A 20,616-nucleotide genomic window follows, 5' to 3' on the forward strand; every position below is an offset into this window, starting at 1 on the left:
TCGGGCAACACCGGGGGAATGCCCGGGCTTCCCGACCGGTTGCCCACCCGTGACCGACTCCTCCGCCCCCGCCCTGCCCGCCATCCGCGTCGACGTCTGGTCGGACATCGCCTGCCCGTGGTGCTACGTCGGCAAGCGCCGCTTCGAGGCCGGCGCTCGCGCCTTCCAGTCGCGGACGCCCGGTGCACCGGAGATCGCGATCACCTACCGCTCCTTCGAGCTCGCACCCGACACCCCGGTCGACTTCCAGGGCACCGAGGTCGACTTCCTCGCGGGCCACAAGGGCATCCCTGCCGACCGCGTCGCCACGATGCTCGAGGACATGACCCGGCTCGCCGCCGCCGAGGGCCTCGCCTACGACTACGACGCGCTGCAGCACACCAACACGGTCCTCGCGCACGAGCTGCTGCACCTGGCTCGCGAGCGCGGCGTGCAACTCGAGATGGTCGAGCGGTTGCTGAAGGCGTACTTCACCGAGGGCCGGCACGTGGGACGCGTTCCCGACCTCGTCGACCTCGCGGTCGAGGTCGGCCTCGACGCCGACGAGGTGCGCGAGGCCCTTGAGACGCACCGCCACCTCGACGACGTCCGCGCCGACCAGGCGCAGGCCGTGGCGTACGGGATCCAGGGCGTGCCCTTCTTCGTCATCGACGAGCGCTTCGGCATCTCCGGCGCGCAGGACCCGACGGTGTTCGCGTCCGCCCTGGGCGAGGCGCTGGCGGCACGCGACGGCGACACGGTCCGCGTCGTCGCGGGCGAGGAGGCGACCCGATGAGCGCGGCTCCCGCCACGGGGGCGGTGCCCGTCGCGACGCCCCTGCTGGCGATGCTCGGATCCGCGGACGCCGCCGCCTGCGAGGGCGACGCGTGCCTCGTGCCCGGGGCGACCGCCGCCGCGCCCGACGCGTCCGCCGACGCCTCCCCGGCCGCCGACCTCGCGCGCGTCCGCGACGCCATAGACGCCGGCCGGGCCATCTGACCCGCCCTCCCCAGGCGCCCGCCGCCTGCTCCTCGCGGGGATCCCGCCCCGCGTCCGCCGCCCGCCGTCCCGTCTGGGAGAATCGAGCCGTCATGTCCTCTCCGACCCTCGTCCCCGTCCCCTCCGCGGCCGACGCGCCCGGCGCTCCCGCGAGCGCGCCCGCCGCCGAGCCCGCCCTCCGCATCGGCGGCATCCCGCTCGACGTCCCCGTCGTGCTCGCGCCCATGGCGGGCATCACCAACACCGCGTTCCGACGGCTGTGCCGCGAGTTCGGCGCCGGCCTCTACGTCAGCGAGATGATCACGAGCCGCGCGCTCGTCGAGCGCACGCCCGAGTCCATGCGGCTCATCACGCACCACCCGTCGGAGAAGGTGCGCTCCATCCAGCTCTACGGGGTGGATCCGAAGACCGTGCGCGAGGCCGTCACCATGCTCGTCGCGGAGGACCGCGCCGACCACATCGACCTCAACTTCGGCTGCCCGGTCGCCAAGGTCACGCGCAAGGGCGGCGGAGCGGCCCTCCCGTGGAAGCTCGGGCTCTTCACCGACATCGTCGAGGGCGCCGTGAAGGCCGCGGGCGACATCCCCCTCACGGTCAAGATGCGCAAGGGCATCGACGCCGACCACCTCACCTACCTCGAGGCCGGGCGCGCAGCCGAGGGCGCGGGCGTCGCCTCCATCGCGCTGCACGCGCGCACCGCCGCCGACTACTACAGCGGGCACGCCGACTGGTCGGCGATCGCGAAGCTCAAGCAGGCCATCGAGAGCGTGCCCGTGCTCGGCAACGGCGACATCTGGGCCGCGGAGGACGCCATCCGGATGATGGACGAGACGGGCGCCGACGGCGTCGTCGTCGGCCGCGGCTGCCTCGGCCGCCCCTGGCTCTTCGGCGACCTGGCCGCCGCGTTCCACGCGCGCGCCGCCGGCCTCGATCCCGCCGACACGCCCCGCGCGCACCCGACGCAGGGCCAGGTCGCCGACACGTTCCGCCGCCACGTCGAGCTCCTCGCCGAGTTCTTCGAGAGCGAGGAGCGCGGCTGCCGGGACGCGCGCAAGCACGTCGCCTGGTACTTCAAGGGCTACCCCGTCGGCGGCGACCTGCGGGCCGCGCTCGCGTCGGCGTCCTCGCTGGAGGAGATCGACGGCCTGCTCGCCACGCTCGACCGCGACCAGCCCTACCCGGGCGCCGGGGCCGAGGGCGCGCGTGGCCGCCAGGGCAGCATGAAGCGCACGGCGCTGCCGGACCGCTGGCTCGAGAGCCGCGACATCGACGCGCGGGATGCGATGGAGATCGCGGACGGGGAGATCCACAACAGTGGCGGTTGAGAGCACGACGACGAGGTCCACGTACAGCGAGACCGACGCGGAGCGCTGGTACCCGGAGCAGCACTCATCGCGCCGGAGCGACTTCGCTCGCGACCGCGCCCGGCTCCTGCACTCCAGCGCGCTCCGCCGCCTGGCCGCCAAGACGCAGGTGCTGAGCCCCATGGCCGGCCTCGACTTCGCCCGCAACCGCCTCACGCACTCCCTCGAGGTGGCGCAGGTGGGGCGGGAGCTCGCCTCCAGCCTCGACCTGGATCCCGACGTGGTCGACACCGCGTGCCTCGCGCACGACATCGGCCACCCGCCCTTCGGCCACAACGGCGAGCGGGCGCTCAACGACTGGGCGTCCGACGTCGGCGGCTTCGAGGGCAACGCGCAGACGCTGCGGCTGCTCACGCGGCTCGAGCCCAAGGTCATCGGGCCGGAGGGGCGCCCGTACGGCCTCAACCTCACGCGCGCCAGCCTCGACGCGAGCTGCAAGTACCCGTGGCCGAGCTCGCAGTCGGTGCCCGACCCGTCCGGCCGCGGCAAGTTCGGCTTCTACGACGACGACGTGGCGGCGTTCGAGTGGCTGCGCGAGGGCGCGCCCACGGGCCGCCGCTGCATCGAGGCCGAGGTCATGGACCTCAGCGACGACATCGCCTACTCCGTGCACGACTTCGAGGACGCCATCGTCGGCGGCTACGTCGACGTGCGCGCGCTCGGCGCCCGGGTCGACCACGAGGAGCTCGTCGACTCGATGGTCGCGTGGATCGGCGGCGCGCACTCGCACGAGGAGCTCATCCAGGCCTTCGACCGGCTCGACTCCCTCGACGTGTGGGTGGACGAGTACGACGGCGGCCGCGGCGCGCAGGCGGCGCTGAAGGACCTCACGAGCCAGCTCATCGGCCGGTTCGCGGGCGCCGCGACGCAGCTCACGCGGGCCACCCACACCGACCGCAGCCTCATCCGCTTCGGCGCGCACGTCGTGGTGCCGCGCGCCATCCAGGCGGAGATCGCCGTGCTCAAGGGCATCGTCGCGGCGTTCGTCATGTCGAAGAACACGCGCCAGCCCATCTACGCCCGCCAGCGCGAGGTGCTCGCGGGCCTCGCCGACGCGCTGCACGCGCGCGGCGCCGACGAGCTCGACCCCGGCTTCGCGGGCGACTGGCACGAGGCAGCGGACGACGGCGCGCGCAAGCGCGTCATCGTCGACCAGGTCGCCAGCCTCACCGACCAGTCGGCCATCGCCTGGTACGAGCGCCTGTGCGCGCGGCCCGTCTTCTGATGCCCGCGGGGCGCGGCATCCGGCCGGGATCAGCCGGGGACCCCGGACGTAGGATGAGCCGATGGCACTGATCCGCAAGAGCGACATCGACGAGGTCCGCTCCCGGGTCAACCTGGGCGACGTGGTGGGAGAGTACGTCACACTCAAGTCCGCCGGCGTCGGATCCCTCAAGGGCCTCTGCCCGTTCCACGACGAGCGCACGCCGAGCTTCCACGTGCGGCCCCAGGTCGGCTTCTACCACTGCTTCGGCTGCGGCGAGGGCGGCGACGTCTACACGTTCCTGCAGCGGATGGACCACGTGACGTTCGCCGAGGCCGTCGAGCGCATGGCCCAGCGGATCGGCTACCAGCTGCACTACGAGGACGGCCAGGCCGCCACCGACCAGGGCAACCGCTCGCGGCTCCTCGGCGCGAACGAGGCGGCCGCGGAGTTCTTCGTCGAGCAGCTGGGATCCGAGGAGGCGGAGATCGGCCGCACCTTCCTCGGGGAGCGCGGCTTCGACCAGGGCGCGGCGCAGCGCTTCGGCGTCGGCTTCGCCCCGCAGAGCTGGGACGCGCTGTCCTCGCACCTCAAGGCCAAGGGCTACACGGAGGCCGAGCTCGTGACCGCGGGCCTCCTCAGCCAGGGCGACCGCGGCGCCTACGACCGGTTCCGCGGCCGGCTGGTGTGGCCCATCCGCGACCTGACCGGCGCCACGGTCGGCTTCGGCGCGCGCCGCCTGCGCGAGGACGACAAGGGCCCGAAGTACCTCAACACCCCCGAGACGCCCGTCTACCACAAGAGCTCGGTGCTCTACGGGCTCGACCTCGCCAAGCGCGACGTGAGCCGCGGCCGCCAGGTCGTCGTGGTCGAGGGCTACACCGACGTGATGGCCTGCCACCTCGCGGGGATCACGACGGCGGTCGCCACGTGCGGCACCTCGTTCGGCGTCGACCACATCAAGGTGCTCCGCCGCGTGCTCGGCGACGACAGCGGGCTCGGCGAGGTCGTCTTCACCTTCGACCCCGACGCGGCCGGGCAGAAGGCCGCCATGCGCGCGTTCTCCGAGGAGCGCCGGTTCGCCGCGCAGACCTACGTCGCGGTCGGCCCCGAGGGGCTGGATCCCTGCGACCTGCGCCTCACGCGCGGCGACGACGCCGTGCGTCGCATGATCCAGGGCAAGAAGCCCATGTTCGAATTCGCGATCAAACAGATCCTCGCCGACCACGACCTCGACACCGTCGAGGGCCGCGTCGCCGCCCTCCGTGCCGCGGCTCCCGTGGTCGCCGACATCCGCGACCCGTCGCTCCGCCCGGGGTACGCCCGCGAGCTCGCCGGGTGGCTCGGCATGGACCTCACCGAGGTGGGCCGCGCCGTCCAGACCGCCGGCCGCAGCATGCCCGCCGACGGCGCCGACCGCTCCGGCGGCTCGCCGCAGGGTCGGCACGCGCAGGGCGGGCACGGCCCGGACGACGACGGCACAGGAGACGCGTCCCGCTCCATGTCGCTCATGGACCTGCCGACGGACCTCGCCACGCGCCTGGAGCGCGACGCCCTCATGGCGATGCTGCAGCACCCCGAGCTCGTCGGGAACGACCTCGTCATGCGCGCCGCGCAGGTCACGTTCGTCAACGAGAGCCTCGCGGTCGTCCGCGACGGCGTCATCGGGAGCATGGACGCGCTCGGCGGCGCCGACTGGCTCTCGCGCGTGGCCCTCGAGGTGCCCGAGTCGTTCGCGACGCTCGTGAAGCAGCTCGGCGTCGCGCCGCTGCCCAACCGCGGCGACGCCGACAAGCTCGCGGTCTACGTGAAGGGCGTGACGGCCGAGCTCGTCGGCCGCGACCTGCTGCGCCGCAAGGCCGACCTCATCGGGCGGCTGCAGCGCACGGACGCGACGCACGAGCGCGAGCGCTACCAGGAGATCCAGCGCGAGCTCATGCAGGTCGAGGCCGAGCGCCGCGCGCTCCGCGAATAGCGGGGGATCCCTCCGTGAAAGGCACGTCGGGCATGCGGGAGACGCGCACGGCCCATGTTTCATTCGTGTGAAGAAGCGTCCCCGCGCGTCCCCCGGGTCCGGGCTGCTGTTTCCCGTGTGTTAGAAATCATTCACAGCACAGCGTCCGTGTCTTCCCGATGCGCGGGCGCGATCCCCTTCATGAAAGAGGCACTCGGAACATGACGTCCGCATTCCCCCGGCGCTCACGCGTCCTGCTCGCCACGGCCGGATTCTCCGCCGCGGCCCTCGTCCTCGCCGGCTGCTCCGGCGGATCCGGCGACCCGCTCGCCGAGGACGGCGCCTCAGGCGGCGGATCCATCGTCGTCGGCACGACCGACAAGGTCCTCTCGCTCGACCCGGCCGGCTCCTACGACAACGGCTCGTTCGCGGTGCAGAACCAGGTCTACCCGTTCCTGTTCAACAGCCCCTACGGCAGCCCCGACGTCGAGCCCGACCTCGCCGTCTCCGGCGAATACACCTCGCCGAACGACTTCACCGTGAAGCTGAAGCCCGACCTGAAGTTCGCGAACGGCCACGCCCTCACCGCGAGCGACGTCAAGTTCACGTTCGACCGCATCGCGACCATCGCGGCGAACGGCGCCGACAACGGCAACGGCCCGTCGTCGCTGCTCGCGAACGTCGAGTCCGTCGCGGCGCCGGACGACACCACCGTCGTCTTCACGCTGAAGACCGCCAACGACCAGACCTTCGAGCAGGTGCTCTCCAGCCCCGCCGGCCCCATCGTCGACGAGGAGGTCTTCCCGGCCGACGCGCTCGCCGACCCGGCCGCCATCGTCGCGGCGAACGCCTTCGCGGGCCAGTACGTCATCACCGACTTCCAGCTCAACCAGCTCGTCGCCTACGCGCCGAACGCCGACTACCAGGGCGTCCTGCCGAAGGCCGCCAACGGCGGCGTGACCGCGCGCTACTACGCGGACGAGACCACGATGAAGCTCGCCGTGCAGAACGGCGAGATCGACGTCGCGGGCCGCTCGCTCGGCGCGACCGACATCGCTGACCTCAAGAAGGACGACTCCGTCCAGGTCGTCGAGGGACCCGGCGGCGAGATCCGCTACATCACGTTCAACCTGAACACGCAGCCCTTCGGGAAGACCACCGGCGAGGCCGACGAGGCCAAGGCCCTCGCCGTGCGCCAGGCGGCCGCCGACCTCGTCGACCGCGACGAGCTGTCGACCCAGGTCTACAACGGCACATACACGCCGCTGTACTCCTACGTGGCCGACGGCCTCTCCGGCGCCAACGAGGCGCTGAAGGGCATGTACGGCGACGGTAACGGCGGGCCGGACGCGGACAAGGCCGCGAAGGTCCTCTCCGACGCGGGCGTCCAGACGCCCGTCGCCCTGCAGCTCCAGTTCAACCCGGACCACTACGGCGCCGGCTCGGACGACGAGTACGCGCTCATCAAGCAGCAGCTCGAGGCGACCGGCCTGTTCCAGGTCAACCTGCAGTCCACGATCTGGGACCAGTACAGCAAGGCCCGCGTCAACGACGAGTACCCGGCGTACCAGCTCGGCTGGTTCCCCGACTACTCGGACGCGGACAACTACCTGACGCCGTTCTTCTCCCCGCAGTCCTTCGTGAAGAACCACTACGACAACCCCGCCGTGACGGACCTCATCACGCAGCAGCTGTCGGAGGCCGACTCCACGAAGCGCGCCGAGATCATCGGCCAGATCCAGGACGAGGTCGCCGCCGACCTGCCGACCCTGCCCCTGCTCCAGGGCTCGCAGGTCGCGGTGGCCGGCAAGGACGTGAAGGGCGTGACGCTCGACGCCTCCTTCAAGTTCCGCTACGCGCCGATCACCAAGGGCTAGCAGCCCTGCGGAGGGCGTCTCCTAGACTGACGACCTCCACGGATGGGGCGTCCCGCTGCGGCGGGACGCCCCATCCCCATGCCACCGGTCGTGGCATCCCGACCAGGCGCACCACCCGAACGACGACCCGAAAGGCCCACCCGCCGTGACCGTCATCCCGGACGCCAGCCCCGCGTCCGCGCCCCCCGGGGCGCAGCAGCCCAAGGCCCGGAAGCAGGGGATCGGGCTCGGCCAGTACATCCTCATCCGCGCCGTGCTCATCATCCCGACCGTGTTCATCCTCGTGACGCTGGTCTTCTTCCTCATGCGCATCGTGGGCGACCCGATCTCCGCCGCCGTCGGCGACCGCCTCACCCCGGAGCAGCTCCAGGAGCGCCTCGCTACCGCCGGGTTCGACCGGCCGATCATCGTCCAGTACCTCGAGTACCTCGGCCAGATCGCGACGGGGAACTTCGGCCGCTCGCTCACGGACAACCGCCTCATCAGCGAGGTGCTGCTGCAGTACGGCTCCGCCACGCTCGAGCTCGTCATCTACTCGCTGATCGTCGCGTTCGTCATCGGCATCCCGCTCGGCCTCGTGGCCGCCTACTTCAAGGACCGCACGCCCGACGCCGTGCTGCGGATCCTCGCGATCCTCGCCTACGCCACGCCCGTGTTCTTCGCGGGCCTGCTGCTCAAGCTCGTCTTCTCGGTCTGGCTCGGGATCCTCCCGCTGTCCGGCCGCGCCGACACGCGCGTCGAGGTCGCCCTGGGGAGGCTGGAGAACCCGACCGGCATCTACCTGATCGACGCGCTCCGCCTCGGCAGCCCCACGGCCGTCAGCGACGTGCTCGAGCACGCGGTGCTCCCGGCGCTCGCGCTGGGCCTCCTGACCGCGGGCATCTTCCTGCGGCTCGTGCGCACCAACGTGATCTCCACGCTCGGCACCGAGTACGTGGACGCGGCGCGCTCGCGCGGCGTCGGGGAGTTCCGGCTCACGACCCGGCACGCGCTGAAGCCCGCGCTCATCCCGATCATCACGGTCGTGGGCCTGCAGATCGCCGTGATGCTCGGCGGCGCGGTGCTCACAGAGACCACGTTCGAGTGGCGCGGCCTCGGCTTCCAGCTCGCCCAGTACCTGGCGGCGCGCGACTTCGTCGCCGTGCAGGGCATCGTGGCGCTCCTGGCCGTGATCGTGGCCGTGACCAACTTCATCGTCGACGTCGTCGCGGCGCTCATCGACCCGCGAGTGAGGTACTGACATGACCGACACCACCACCGCAGCGCCCGCGCCCGCCCCGGCGCGCCGGTCCCTGCTCCAGCGCCTCCCGCTCGTCTCGCACGTGCGGCAGAGCGTCGGCCTCCAGCGCGGCATGCTCGTCGCCGGCATGGTCATCACCGGGATCTTCATCCTGCTCGCGGCGTTCGCGCCGCTCATCGCGCCCTTCGGCTTCGACCAGGACCGGGACGACGCGGGCTCGTTCACGCGCCAGGCAGCCCCCGACGCGGCGCACATCTGGGGCACCACCGTCGGCGGCTACGACGTGTTCTCGCGAGTGGTCTGGGGCACGCAGACCGCGCTGTCGGTCGTCGTGATCGCCGTGGTCCTGTCGCTGTTCGCCGGCGTGCTGCTCGGCGTCGTCTCGGGCTACCTCGGCGGCTGGCTCGACCGGATCCTCGTGGTCATCGCCGATGCCATCTACCCGTTCCCGACGCTGCTGCTCGCGATCGTCGTGAGCATCGTGCTGACCGGCGGGCAGTCGAGCCTCTGGGGCGGCATCCTGGCCGCCGCCGTCAGCATCACCGTCGTCTACATCCCGCAGTACTTCCGGGTCATCCGCGCGGAGGTCGTGCGGCTGAAGGCGGAGGCGTTCGTCGAGAGCGCCAAGGTCATCGGCACGTCGACGCCGCGGATCATGTTCGTGCACGTGCTGCGGAACTCCACCCGCACGCTGCCGCTGATCCTCACGCTGAACGCGTCCGAGGCCATCCTCACGCTCGCGGGCCTCGGCTTCCTCGGCTTCGGCATCTCGCCGACGTCGGCCGCCGAGTGGGGCTACGACCTCAACCGCGCGCTCGCGGACACCGCGAGCGGCGTCTGGTGGACGGGCGTCTTCCCCGGCGTCGCCATCGTGCTGCTCGTCCTCGGGCTCACGCTCGTGGGCGAGAGCGTGAACGACATCTCCGACCCCAAGCTGCGCGCCCGCAAGCGCGCCGAGAAGAAGAAGGTGTCCGCATGAGCGACGTCGTCTCGATCCGCGACCTCGGGGTGACATTCGCGACCGACGGCGGCGACGTCCGCGCGGTCGACGGGGTGTCCCTCACGGTGTCGCCCGGCGAGATCCTCGCCATCGTGGGGGAGTCGGGGTCGGGCAAGTCCGTCACCGCCCGCACGATCCTCGGCCTCCTGCCCGACACGGCCGTCACCGACGGCGCCGTGCTCCTCAGCGATCGGAAGGGCGCGGGTGCGGTCGACGTGCTCTCCATCTCCGCCGACGAGCTGCGCCGGGCGCGCGGCCGCGACGTCGCGATGGTGTTCCAGGAGCCGTCCACGGCGCTGAACCCCGTGCACACGGTGGGCTGGCAGATCGTCGAGGGCCTCCGCGCCCACGGCCGCGTCTCGAAGAAGGAGGGCCGCGCGAAGGCGATCGACATCCTCCGCCGCGTGGGCATCCCCGACCCCGAGACCCGCGTCGACCACTACCCGCACCAGTTCTCCGGCGGGCAGAAGCAGCGCGTCGTCATCGCGATGGCGCTCGTGCTGGATCCCGGGCTCATCGTCGCCGACGAGCCGACCACGGCGCTCGACGTGACCGTGCAGGCCGAGATCCTCGACCTGCTGCGCCGCTGCCGCGACGAGTTCGGCGCCGCCGTCATCCTCATCACGCACAACATGGGCGTCGTGGCCGACCTCGCCGACCGCGTGGCGGTCATGTACCGCTCGCGGCTCGTCGAGCAGGCGGATGTGGCCACGCTCTTCGCGTCGCCGAAGGAGGAGTACACGCGGAACCTGCTCGCGTCCGTGCCGAAGCTCGGCGAGGGCGTCGCCGCGACCGTCGAGCGCGCGGCGGTGCGCACGCGGGCGCGCGCGGCGTCCACCACGGAGGCGGCGCCCGTCGTCGTCGCGGAGGGGCTGGAGATCGAGTACCCGGGTCGCCTCGGGTCGCCCGCCTTCCGCGCCGTGAAGGGCGTCGACCTGCGCATCGAGGCGGGCGAGGTCCTCGGGCTGGTGGGGGAGTCGGGCTCGGGCAAGACCACCATCGGCCGGGCCATCGCGGGGCTGACGAACGTGACCGGCGGATCCCTGAAGGTCCTCGGGACCGAGATGCTCGGGGTGCGCGAGCGCGACTTCCGGAAGCTCCGTGCCGACATCGGGTTCGTGTTCCAGGATCCGGCGACCAGCTTCAACCCGCGCCTCACGATCGCCGAGTGCGTGGCCGAGCCGCTCATCGTGCACGGTCGCGCGAAGTCGCCGCAGGCCGCCCGCGGCCGGGTCGACGAGCTGCTCGAGGCCGTGCAGCTGCCCAAGGCCTTCGGCGACAGGTACCCGCACGAGCTCTCGGGCGGTCAGCGCCAGCGCGCGAGCCTCGCCCGCGGCCTCGCGCTCGAGCCGTCGCTGCTCGTGGCCGACGAGCCGACGAGCGCGCTCGACGTGTCGGTCCAGGCGCGCGTGCTGGAGCTCTTCGCCGAGCTGCAGCGCGAGCTCGGGTTCGCGGCGCTGTTCATCAGCCACGACCTGGCCGTCGTCGACCTCCTCGCCGACCGCATCGCCGTGCTGTACCGCGGCGAGCTGGTGGAGGAGGGGACGGGCGCCGATGTGCTGGGGAACCCGCAGCACCCGTACACGCAGCGCCTGCTGGCGTCGCTGCCCGTGCCCGACCCGGCCGAGCAGGCCGAGCGACGTGGACGGCTGCACGCGCTCCGCGCCGCCGAGCGGACCGCCGGCTAGGCGGCTCGGAGCGGGGCCCGGTCGACCCCGGGCATGATGGGTCGGAACCCGCACCCGTCGTGCGGCCGGTCACGCCGGCCTGCCGCACGACCACGCCGAGGACGGAGCAGCGCATGACGCACACCCCCCGAGACGCCGACGCGGACGGCGGACCCGCCGAGCCCGTGCTCGACGTCCGCGACCTGCGGCTGGCGTACCCCGCCCGCCGCGGAGCCGAGACGCCGCCGGCCGTCGACGGCATCACGCTCCGGATCATGCCGGGCGAGGTGCTCGGCGTGGTCGGCGCGAGCGGATCCGGGAAGTCGTCCCTCGCGCGCGTGCTGGCGGGCCTCGTCCCGTCGGGCGACGAGGGGGCGGCCGTGCCGCGGATCACCGGCGGCGACGCGTCCGTGCTCGGCGAGGGCCTCCGCCGCATGGGCCGCCGCGCGCGCACGCGGACCACGTACGGCATCGGCTACGTGCCGCAGGACGCCGGCACCACGCTGCACCCCCAGCTCACGGCGAGCGAGGCCATCGCGGAGCCGATCTTCTCCCGCGACCGCCGCTTCGACAGCCAGGTCGCCGCGCGCCGCGTCGTCACCCTGCTGACGGCGCTCGACCTGCCGCCGGGCACGCAGGACAGGTATCCGCACGAGCTCTCCAGCGGCCAGCGCCAGCGCGTCGCCCTCGCGCGCGCGCTCGTGCTCGGCCCGCGCCTCCTCATCGCCGACGAGCCCACGTCGGGCGTCGACGTGATGAGCCGCGTCGCCGTGCTCGACCTGCTGCGCGACCTCCAGTCCCGCGGCGGCTTCTCCGCCCTCGTGGTCAGCCACGACCTCGCCGTGGTCGAGCGCCTCACCGACCGCCTCGCCGTGCTGGACCGCGGGACGCTGGTCGGCTTCGGCGCCATCGACGACGTGCTCGCGGATCCCACGCACCCGTACGTGCAGGGGCTCGCAGAGTCGCGCACGGCCGCCGAGCCCGCGCCCGACGAAGGCGACCCCGACCCGGACGTCGTCCTGCGTTCCCCCGAACCGCCCGCCCGCGTCCCGCATCCCCGGAGGCCCCTCGCATGACCGACACCACCGCATCCGCATCCGCCCCGCGTCGCATCCACCGCGCGGTCGACGGCGCCACGCCGCACCGCCTCACCGGTGACGCGCGGCCGACACCTGGCCCGATCGCCATGCTGCCGCGGACGGAGGACGCGTACCTCGAGGCCGTCCGCGCCGGAGGCGGCGAGGTGGCCGAGCTGTCGGAGGACACGCGCGGCATCGTCTGGCTCTCCATCCGCCGCGCCGCCGAGCTCACGGACACGCTCGCCGCCAACCCGCAGGTCCAGTGGGTGCAGCTGCCGTTCGCGGGCGTCGACGCGTTCGCCGACACGCTCCGCGAGTGCGACCGGCCCGACCTCGTCTGGACGAGCGCGAAGGGCGCCTACTCCGAGCCGGTCGCCGAGCACGCGCTCGCGCTGACCCTCGCGACGCTGCGGCAGCTCCCGGAGCGCGCGCGGGCGACCTCCTGGGGATCCTCCGCCGGCCTCTCCCTCTACCGGTCCGAGGTCGTCGTCGTCGGCGCGGGCGGCATCGCGCTGGAGTACATCCGGCTGCTCGCGCCGTTCGACTGCACCGTCACGGTCGTCCGCCGCAGCGGCGACCCCGTGGAGGGCGCGGATCGCACCGTCACGGCCGACCGGCTCGACGAGGTGCTGCCGGGCGCCGACGTCGTGATGCTCGCCGCGGCCAGCACCGACGACACCGCCGGGCTCATCGGCGCCGCGCAGCTCGCGGCGATGAAGGACACGGCCGTCCTCGTCAACATCGCCCGCGGCGCGCTCGTCGATCCCGACGCGCTGCTCGACGCGCTCCGCTCGGGCGCGATCCACGGCGCGGGCCTCGACGTCACGTCGCCCGAGCCGCTGCCGGACGGCCACCCCCTGTTCTCCGAGCCGCGCTGCATCGTCACGCCGCACACCGCGGACACCCCTGACATGGTGCGGCCGCTGCTGGCCGAGCGGATCCGCCTCAACACGGAGGCGTTCACGAGCACGGGCGACTTCGTGGGCATCGTGGAGCCGTCCTCGGGCTACTGACGCCGTCGTGCCCGTCGCCCGCCCGCGCCGCGTCGTGCGCGCCCCGTAGGGTGAAGGCGTGATGACGCCCGAGGAAGCCGCCGTGCCCGAGGTCTCGATGTGGGCGGGCGGCTACACCGCCGACGCCGGCGGATCGGGCGTCGGCATCACGGCCCTCGCGGTCGATCCCATCACGGGCGACCTCGCGGTCACGGGCACCGCGGTGGAGACGCCGTCGCCCTCCTTCCTCCTCGCGCACGGCGACATGGTCTACGCGGTGGGCGAGGCCGCCGACCGCGTGGAGGCGTTCCGGCGCGGCCCGGGCGGCTCGCTGCAGTGGGCGGGCGGGCAGCCGAGCGGCGGATCCGGCCCCTGCCACCTGCATGTCGTCGGCGACCTGCTCCTCACCTCGCACTACGGCGACGGCACCGTCGCCGTCCACCCGCTCGCGGCCGACGGGTCCATCGGCGAGGCGACGCAGCTCCTGACGGCCGAGGGATCCGGCCCCCGCCCGCAGCAGGACGGCCCGCACGCGCACGCCACGCTCCACGTCGGCGGCGGCATCGTCCTCAGCGCCGACCTCGGCACCGACGAGGTGCTCGTGCACGTCCTCCGCGACGGCCGGCTGGACCGGATCGCAGCCGTCGCGCTCCCGCCCGGCACCGGCCCGCGCCACATGGCGCTCCTGTCGTCGGGCCGCGTGCTCCTCGTGGGCGAGCTCGACGGCACGCTGCACGCGCTCGAGGGCGCGGGCGCGGGCGGTTCCTGGCGCGTCGCCGCGTCCACCGCGTGCGCGGCCGTGCCCGATGCGCGGGACTCCGCCGCCGAGGTGCGGGTGTCCGCGGACGAGCGGCTCGCCTACGTCGGCCTCCGCGGCTCCGACCGGATCGCGGTGGTCGGCATCGCCCCCGACGGCGCGCTCGCCCCCGTCGCCGCGTTCGACTGCGGTGGCGAGACGCCGCGCCACCACGCGATCGTCGACGACCGGCTGCACGTCGCGAACCAGGGGTCCGGCACGGTCGCGTCGTTCCGGCTCGACCCGGCGACCGGGCTGCCCACGGCGGCGCCCGCCGTGATCGCCGTGCCGAGCCCGACCTACCTGCTGCCCCTGGCCTGACCCGCGGCTCCTGCGCCGCTCAGCGCAGCAGCAGGGGAGCGGCCGCTCGGATCTCCTCCTCGACCCCGAGCCCGCGCCAGCCGACGGAGGTGAACGCGCGGCCGCCGACCCCGTTGCGGTCCATCAGCGCGAAGCCGACCGCGCGGATCCCCGAGTAGGCGATGAGCACGGGGGCCGCGGGATCCGACACGAGACGCACGATGCGCTCACGCCTGGCCTCGAGCACGGGCAGCGTGTCTGCGGGCCTGTCGTCCGGGCGGAGGAGGATCGCGGCGGCCACCGGGTCGTCGGCCGCGGCGTCGTCGCGGGAGCGGAGATCCTCGTCGAGCAGCGGCCAGAGCCGGTCAGCGTCGTTCGGACGCGCGACCACGATCTCGAACATCCCCATGACGCGACGCTACCGGGCGCGGAGGCGAGGGGAGGGCGCGCAAAGTAAAAGGCCCCGCGGGTGGAGCCGCGAGGCCTTCGCTCCCCGAGTTGGACTCGAACCAACAACCTGCCGGTTAACAGCCGGCTGCTCTGCCAATTGAGCTATCGAGGATCACGTGGAGCAACCTGGAAAGCGTAGCAAAGAATTCGGGCGCCTCCGATCACCGGGCGGCGACCCGGGCGCGTCCCTCAGTCCTCGAGGTGGTCGCGCCCCGGCAGCCACGACTGCCCGGGCACGCCCCAGCCGCTCTTCCGGATGATCTTCGCCACGGGCTTCACGTGCTCGTGCTCGAGCCGGTCGGTGTAGAGCAGGCCGTCGAGATGGTCGAACTCGTGCTGCAGGATCCGCGCGAACCAGCCGGCCGCCTGGATCTCGAACGGGCGGCCGTCGAGGTCGACCGCGCGGAGGATCGCCCGCTCGGCGCGCACCAGCGGGAAGCGCTCGCCCGGGAACGACAGGCAGCCCTCCTCCTCGGTGTCCTCGTCGGCCTCGCGCACGGCGACGGGCGTGATGAACAGGTCCGGGTTCACGGCGACGCCCCGCAGCGGCTCGCCCTCGTCGGTCTCGTAGGAGTAGACGAACACGCGCAGCGGCACGCCCACCTGGGGAGCCGCGAGGCCGACGCCCGGCGCCTCGTCCATGGTGTCGAACATGTCGGCCACCAGGGTGCGCAGGTCGTCGTCGAACGCCTCCACCTCGCGGGCCGGGGCGTGCAGGACGGGGTCTCCGGTGATCCGGATGGGGAGGACGGCCATGCTGCCGATGATATGCGGGCCGCCGGGTAGGGTCGGGGCGTGCCCTTCGACGCCAGCCCCGTTCTCCAGGCCGCCTCGTTGACCCCGTACCAGGCGCTCGGCATCCCGATCGCGCTCGTCGGCGCCGTGTTCCTGTCCCTGGGCGCGCAGCTGCAGTCGCAGGGCGTCGCGAAGATGGAGGCGCGCGGGAAGAAGAGCACGGCGGGCCTCAGCCTCCGCCAGCTGGGCGCGCTGCTCGGCCGCCCGTCATGGGTCGCCGGCACCGTGATGCTCGGCCTCGCCATCGTGTTCCAGCTCGCGAGCCTGCGCCTCGCGCCCCTCATCGTGGTGCAGCCGCTCGGCGCGGTGGCGCTCGTGGTCACGGCCGTCCTCAACTCCCGCGCCACGGGGAAGCGCCTCGACCTCAAGGCCAAGCGCGCGGTCGGGCTGTGCATCGGCGGCGTCGGCCTGTTCGTGGTCTTCGCGGCCGTCTTCGCGAAGGAGACGCCCATCCGCACGCCCGAGCTGATCACGATCCTGGTGATCCTCGCGGTCGTGCTCGCGCTGCTCGGCGGCCTCTTCCTCTACTTCCGCAAGCACGTCCGCGCGATCTTCTACATCATCAGCGCGGGCGTGCTCTACGGCTTCGTCGCGACGCTCGCCAAGGTCGTCATCAACCGCCTCACGACGGGCGACTTCGACGTGCTCACCGGCGTCTGCATCGTGGCCCTCGTCGCGGCGACCCTGCTCGGCGCGTACTTCGTGCAGACCGCGTACTCGTCGGGACCGCCCGACCTCGTCATCGCGGGGCTCACGGTGGTCGACCCGCTCGTGGCCGTGTGCATCGGCGTGACCGTCCTCGGGGAGGCAGCGGACGCGCCGCTCTACGCCGGCGTGGCCTTCCTCGTCGCGGGCGCGGTGGCGGTCATCGGCGTGTTCCAGCTCGCGAAGCACCACCCGCACGCGTCCTGACCCGCCTGCATCCCCGGGCGCCGAGGGGAGCCCCGGGCGCACCGAGGGCGGCTGCCCCGACCCCGGTGCGCCGTCGGGCCGCCCCGGGGCCCGTGCGATACGTTGCTCTGCGACACCCGGCCCGCGCCACCCCGATCCACGTGACGCGCGCCGGACGCCGACACCACTGGAGAGACACTTCTTGCCGAACACCTCAGGGCAGACCCCGCGCGAGCCGGCGACCCCCGGTCGACCGCTGCGCATCCTCATCGGCGCGGACACGTTCCCGCCGGACGTGAACGGGGCGGCGCGCTTCGCGGAGCGCCTCGCGGGGGGCCTCGTCCGCCGCGGCCACGAGGTGCACATCGTCGCCCCGGCGGCGAGCCGCAAGCACGGCACGTGGACCGAGGTCCACGACGGCCAGGAGATGACCGCGCACCGCCTGCGCAGCTGGCGCTGGTACCCGCACGACTGGCTGCGGTTCGCGCTGCCGTGGACCGTGAACCAGAACAGCGCCCGGATCCTCGACGCCGTGCAGCCCGACGTGGTGCACTTCCAGTCGCACATCGTCACGGGCCGCGGCCTCAGCATCGAGGCCGAGAAGCGCGGCATCCGCATCATCGGCACCAACCACTTCATGCCGGAGAACATGCTCCAGCACACGCTGCTGCCGGTCGCGTGGCAGGACAAGGCCATCACGATGGCCTGGAAGGCCGCGCGCCGCACCTTCGGGCGCGCCGAGGCCGTCACGACGCCGACGCGCCGCGCCGCCCAGTTCCTCGAGCGCTACACGGGCCTCTCCGGCGTCATCGCCATCTCGTGCGGCATCGACGCGGCCAACTACACGCCCGACTTCTCGCCGCGCACCCGCAACCGCATCGTCTTCGTCGGCCGGGTGACGGGGGAGAAGCAGATCGACGTGCTGCTGCGCGCGTTCGCGATCCTGCCCGCGTCGCTCGACGCCGAGCTCGAGATCGTGGGCGGCGGCGACCAGAAGTCGGCGCTCGAGAAGCTCGCCGCCGACCTCGGCATCGCGGACCGCACGACCTTCACCGGCTACGTGTCCGACGGGGAGCTGCGCCGCGCGTACACGCGCGCCACCGTGCTCGCCATGCCGAGCATCGCCGAGCTGCAGTCCATCGTCACGATGGAGGCGATGGCCTCCGCGCTGCCCGTCGTGGCGGCCGACGCCATGGCCCTCCCGCACCTCGTGCACGACGGCGAGAACGGCTACCTCTTCCGACCCGGCGACGTCGACGACCTCGCGACGAAGCTGCAGCGGGTGCTCGAGCTCCCCGAGGAGGAGCTCCAGCGCATGAAGCGCGAGAGCCTCGCGGTGGTCGCCACGCACGACATCGAGCGCACGATCTCGACGTTCGAGAGCCTGTATCGTGGCGAGTCCGTGGCCGCGCCGGTCACGGACGAGGCACGCGGACGCACGGACGGCCACACCGCCGTCTAGGCACGCCGTCTCGGGGCGGTAGCTCAGCTGGTCAGAGCAGCGGACTCATAATCCGTCGGTCATGGGTTCAAGTCCCATCCGCCCTACTCCCGCCCGGCCCGGCTCCGCGCGCACGGCCGCGCGCGGGTCCCCTCGGCCCTCCCGTCGTCCGCCCTCTCGCCCGCGACCCTCGGACTGGGGTCCGCGCCGCCCTAGCACGGCGCCGCTCAGACCGCCACGGCGATGTCCGCTCTATTACCATGGGTATCGAAATCACCCCGGTCGCGGGGCTCCCGAGGGCCGCCGACGACTGCCACCGGCCACCCGCCGACGAGGCGCCAGCGCGCGCGTCGCGCCCGCCGCCGACCCGCGAGGACACGATGACGAGCACTCGACCCACCCGCACGAGCCGATCCGCGACGGTCGCGCCCGAGGGATCGAGCACGCGTTCGTTCCGCGGCGACATCCAGGGCCTCCGCGCCCTCGCCGTGATCGCGGTCATCCTCGACCACCTGCTCGCCTGGCCGTCCGGCGGCTTCCTCGGCGTCGACGTCTTCTTCGTGATCTCCGGCTTCATCATCACGTCGCTCCTGCTGCGCCAGCACGACAAGCGCGGGCGGATCTCGTTCGCCGACTTCTACCGCAAGCGCGTGAAGCGCATCCTCCCGGCCTCGACCGCGGTGCTCCTCGTCACCGTGCTCGCCAGCTGGATGGTGTTCCTCTCCGGCCGCGCGTCCGCGATCGCGTGGGACAGCGTCGCCGCGTTCTTCTTCGTCGCCAACTGGCGCTTCGCCGCGACCGACACCGACTACTGGGCCGCCGACAGCGCCGTCTCGCCCGTGCAGCACTACTGGTCGCTCGGCGTGGAGGAGCAGTTCTACGTCGTCTGGCCGATCCTCCTCACGATCGGCCTCGCGCTCTCGCTGCGGTTCCGCGGGCCGGGCCGCTACCGAGGGGTCCTCACCGCGATCCTCGTCGTCATCACGGTCGGATCCTTCGCGTGGGCCATGGCGGACACCGCCGGCAACGCCGCCGTCGCCTACTTCTCCACGCTCTCCCGCGCCTGGGAGCTCGGCGTGGGGGCGCTGCTGGCCGTCGCCACCCCGCTGCTGCGCCGCATCCCGGATGCCGCGCGTCCGGTCATCGCGTGGGCGGGGCTCGCCGTCATCGCGTACGGGCTGTTCGCGCTGAGCAGCGAGTCGCCGATCCCGGCGCCCGGCTCCGCGATCCCCGTCCTCGGCGCCGCGCTCGTCATCGCCGGCGGCACGGGCGGCGCGCAGCGCTTCCTCTGGCCGCTCACGAATCCCGTCTCGCGCTACCTCGGCGACATCTCGTACTCGCTCTACCTCTGGCACTTCCCGGTCATCGTGATCCTCGCGGCGGTCTCCGACACCGCGGGGCTCGCCTACCCGGTCATCGTGCTCGTGCTCACCCTCGGCCTCTCGGTGCTCTCGTACCACGGCCTCGAGGACCCGATCCGCCGCTCGCACTGGCTCGAGCCCGGCGCCGCGGCGCGCAGGAAGAAGAAGCGCGCGCGTCGCCGCCCGGGATTCGGCGCGTCCACGGGCACGAAGGTCGCCGCCCTCGGGACGGCCGCGCTCCTCACGGTCACGTTCATCAGCCTCGCCGTCGTCCGGCAGCAGGAGATCCAGGAGGCGTCGCGCATCGCCCCGGGCCCGGCCGCGTCCGGCGAGGCCGACGCCGCTGACCCCGCCGTGCTCGCGGCCGGCGACCTGGGCGCGCTGCAGGTCCAGATCCGCGACGCCCTCGCCGCGACCAGCTGGCCCGCGCTCGACCCGGCGATCGACGGCCTGGAGAAGTCCGCCGTCCCCGTCGAGGACGGCCAGGGCTGCGGCCGCACCGACGTGGCTAACCCGCGCTCCTGCTCCTTCGGCGACAGCCGGAAGCCCACGATCATGGTGCTCGGCGACTCGACCGGCATCACGCTGCTGCCCACGGTGCGGGCGATGTTCGAGGCGACGCACCACATCCGCGGGCTCACCTTCGCCGGGTGCGCCGTGATGGACGTCCAGTGGGACTTCCCCGACGCGTCCACGAAGGGCGGATGCCTGGACTTCCGCGAGAAGGCGATCGCCGCCATCCAGGAGGAGAAGCCGGAGATCCTGTTCGTCAGCAACAGCTACGGGCAGATCCTCAAGCTCGCGTCCAAGGCGACCGGCGACGACGCGGTTGCCGAGTGGTCCGCGGGAGTCCAGAGCACGGTAGGCCAGGTCCGCGACAGCGTCGGCAAGGTCGTCCTCGTCTCGTCGCCTCCCACCGGGCAGCCGCTCGAGACCTGCGCCACGAAGGTCTCGACGCCCGCCGACTGCCAGGCCTCGATCCCGGGCGCCTGGAAGGTGGGGGACCGCGCGCAGCAGGACGCGGCCACCGCGCTCGGCATCGCCTACCTCGACACCTCGTCGCTGTTCTGCTGGGAGGAGACCTGCCCGTCGTTCGTCGGCAGCACGCCGACGAAGCGCGACAGCGTGCACACCACGCCGCAGTACGCGGCCGTCATCACGCCGGCGTTCCGGCAGATGCTCGACGAGGCGCTCGCGGGCGTCCCGGCCTGATCCACGCGCACGGGC

Annotated in this window: 17 protein-coding genes and 2 tRNA genes; 16 read left to right on the forward strand and 3 right to left on the reverse strand. The window is 72.9% G+C overall.

Features of this window, described 5'->3' with window-relative positions:
• Positions 1-49: 49 nt before the first annotated feature.
• The 12 genes from KYT88_RS08190 to KYT88_RS08245 all read left to right on the forward strand — a co-directional run bounded on the left by KYT88_RS08190 (position 50) and on the right by KYT88_RS08245 (position 14,472).
• Positions 50-775: a DsbA family oxidoreductase gene (locus tag KYT88_RS08190; protein ID WP_043586962.1), complete on the forward strand. Its 726-nt coding sequence runs from the start codon at positions 50-52 to the stop codon at positions 773-775.
• A complete protein-coding gene (locus KYT88_RS08195; RefSeq protein ID WP_043586960.1) occupies positions 772-978 on the forward strand; it encodes a hypothetical protein in 207 nt (68 codons plus the stop codon). Before KYT88_RS08190 ends, KYT88_RS08195 begins: the two co-directional genes overlap by 4 nt.
• A 92-nt stretch (positions 979-1,070) precedes the next feature.
• Positions 1,071-2,303, forward strand: a complete 1,233-nt coding sequence (gene dusB / locus KYT88_RS08200) for a tRNA dihydrouridine synthase DusB (protein ID WP_043586958.1) — start codon at positions 1,071-1,073, stop codon at positions 2,301-2,303.
• Complete coding sequence (locus tag KYT88_RS08205; RefSeq protein ID WP_043586956.1) at positions 2,293-3,567, forward strand: deoxyguanosinetriphosphate triphosphohydrolase; 1,275 nt, start codon at positions 2,293-2,295, stop codon at positions 3,565-3,567. Before dusB ends, KYT88_RS08205 begins: the two co-directional genes overlap by 11 nt.
• Positions 3,568-3,628: 61 nt before the next feature.
• On the forward strand, positions 3,629-5,521 hold the full coding sequence (dnaG, locus tag KYT88_RS08210) for a DNA primase (protein ID WP_043586954.1): 1,893 nt from the start codon (positions 3,629-3,631) through the stop codon (positions 5,519-5,521).
• Between the two features lie 200 nt (positions 5,522-5,721).
• Positions 5,722-7,377 (forward strand): ABC transporter substrate-binding protein, encoded by a 1,656-nt coding sequence (locus KYT88_RS08215; protein WP_043586951.1) that lies wholly within the window; start codon positions 5,722-5,724, stop codon positions 7,375-7,377.
• 145 nt (positions 7,378-7,522) lie between these two features.
• Positions 7,523-8,617: an ABC transporter permease gene (locus tag KYT88_RS08220; RefSeq protein WP_043586949.1), complete on the forward strand. Its 1,095-nt coding sequence runs from the start codon at positions 7,523-7,525 to the stop codon at positions 8,615-8,617.
• A 1-nt stretch (position 8,618) separates the two neighbouring features.
• Positions 8,619-9,596 (forward strand): ABC transporter permease, encoded by a 978-nt coding sequence (locus KYT88_RS08225; protein WP_043586947.1) that lies wholly within the window; start codon positions 8,619-8,621, stop codon positions 9,594-9,596.
• Positions 9,593-11,305, forward strand: coding sequence for a dipeptide ABC transporter ATP-binding protein (locus KYT88_RS08230; protein ID WP_043586945.1), 1,713 nt, complete (start codon positions 9,593-9,595; stop codon positions 11,303-11,305). Before KYT88_RS08225 ends, KYT88_RS08230 begins: the two co-directional genes overlap by 4 nt.
• A 113-nt stretch (positions 11,306-11,418) precedes the next feature.
• The gene (locus tag KYT88_RS08235; protein WP_043586944.1) at positions 11,419-12,360 is read left to right on the forward strand and encodes an ABC transporter ATP-binding protein; all 942 of its coding nucleotides are present in this window, start codon (positions 11,419-11,421) and stop codon (positions 12,358-12,360) included.
• A 110-nt stretch (positions 12,361-12,470) separates the two neighbouring features.
• Positions 12,471-13,376 (forward strand): D-isomer specific 2-hydroxyacid dehydrogenase family protein, encoded by a 906-nt coding sequence (locus KYT88_RS08240; protein ID WP_043587889.1) that lies wholly within the window; start codon positions 12,471-12,473, stop codon positions 13,374-13,376.
• A 61-nt stretch (positions 13,377-13,437) separates the two neighbouring features.
• The gene (locus tag KYT88_RS08245) at positions 13,438-14,472 is read left to right on the forward strand and encodes a lactonase family protein (protein WP_051629375.1); all 1,035 of its coding nucleotides are present in this window, start codon (positions 13,438-13,440) and stop codon (positions 14,470-14,472) included.
• A 19-nt stretch (positions 14,473-14,491) separates the two neighbouring features.
• Here the strand turns inward: KYT88_RS08245 and KYT88_RS08250 are convergent, their stop codons facing one another.
• From KYT88_RS08250 to def, 3 genes are all read right to left on the reverse strand, one after another.
• On the reverse strand, positions 14,492-14,860 hold the full coding sequence (locus tag KYT88_RS08250; protein WP_043586942.1) for a hypothetical protein: 369 nt from the start codon (positions 14,858-14,860) through the stop codon (positions 14,492-14,494).
• A gap of 80 nt (positions 14,861-14,940) precedes the next feature.
• A tRNA-Asn gene (locus KYT88_RS08255) sits at positions 14,941-15,013 on the reverse strand.
• A 77-nt stretch (positions 15,014-15,090) separates the two neighbouring features.
• The gene (def, locus tag KYT88_RS08260; RefSeq protein WP_043586939.1) at positions 15,091-15,657 is read right to left on the reverse strand and encodes a peptide deformylase; all 567 of its coding nucleotides are present in this window, start codon (positions 15,655-15,657) and stop codon (positions 15,091-15,093) included.
• A 39-nt stretch (positions 15,658-15,696) separates the two neighbouring features.
• On the opposite strand from def, the gene KYT88_RS08265 reads away from it, so the two are divergent.
• From KYT88_RS08265 to KYT88_RS08280, 4 genes are all read left to right on the forward strand, one after another.
• Complete coding sequence (locus KYT88_RS08265; protein WP_043586937.1) at positions 15,697-16,608, forward strand: DMT family transporter; 912 nt, start codon at positions 15,697-15,699, stop codon at positions 16,606-16,608.
• A gap of 181 nt (positions 16,609-16,789) precedes the next feature.
• On the forward strand, positions 16,790-18,049 hold the full coding sequence (locus KYT88_RS08270; protein WP_043586935.1) for a glycosyltransferase: 1,260 nt from the start codon (positions 16,790-16,792) through the stop codon (positions 18,047-18,049).
• Between the two features lie 12 nt (positions 18,050-18,061).
• A tRNA-Ile gene (locus tag KYT88_RS08275) sits at positions 18,062-18,135 on the forward strand.
• Between the two features lie 273 nt (positions 18,136-18,408).
• Positions 18,409-20,601: an acyltransferase family protein gene (locus KYT88_RS08280; protein ID WP_043586934.1), complete on the forward strand. Its 2,193-nt coding sequence runs from the start codon at positions 18,409-18,411 to the stop codon at positions 20,599-20,601.
• Positions 20,602-20,616 lie beyond the last annotated feature (15 nt).

The sequence above is a fragment of the Clavibacter sp. A6099 genome, from assembly GCF_021919125.1.
GTDB lineage: Bacteria > Actinomycetota > Actinomycetes > Actinomycetales > Microbacteriaceae > Clavibacter > Clavibacter seminis.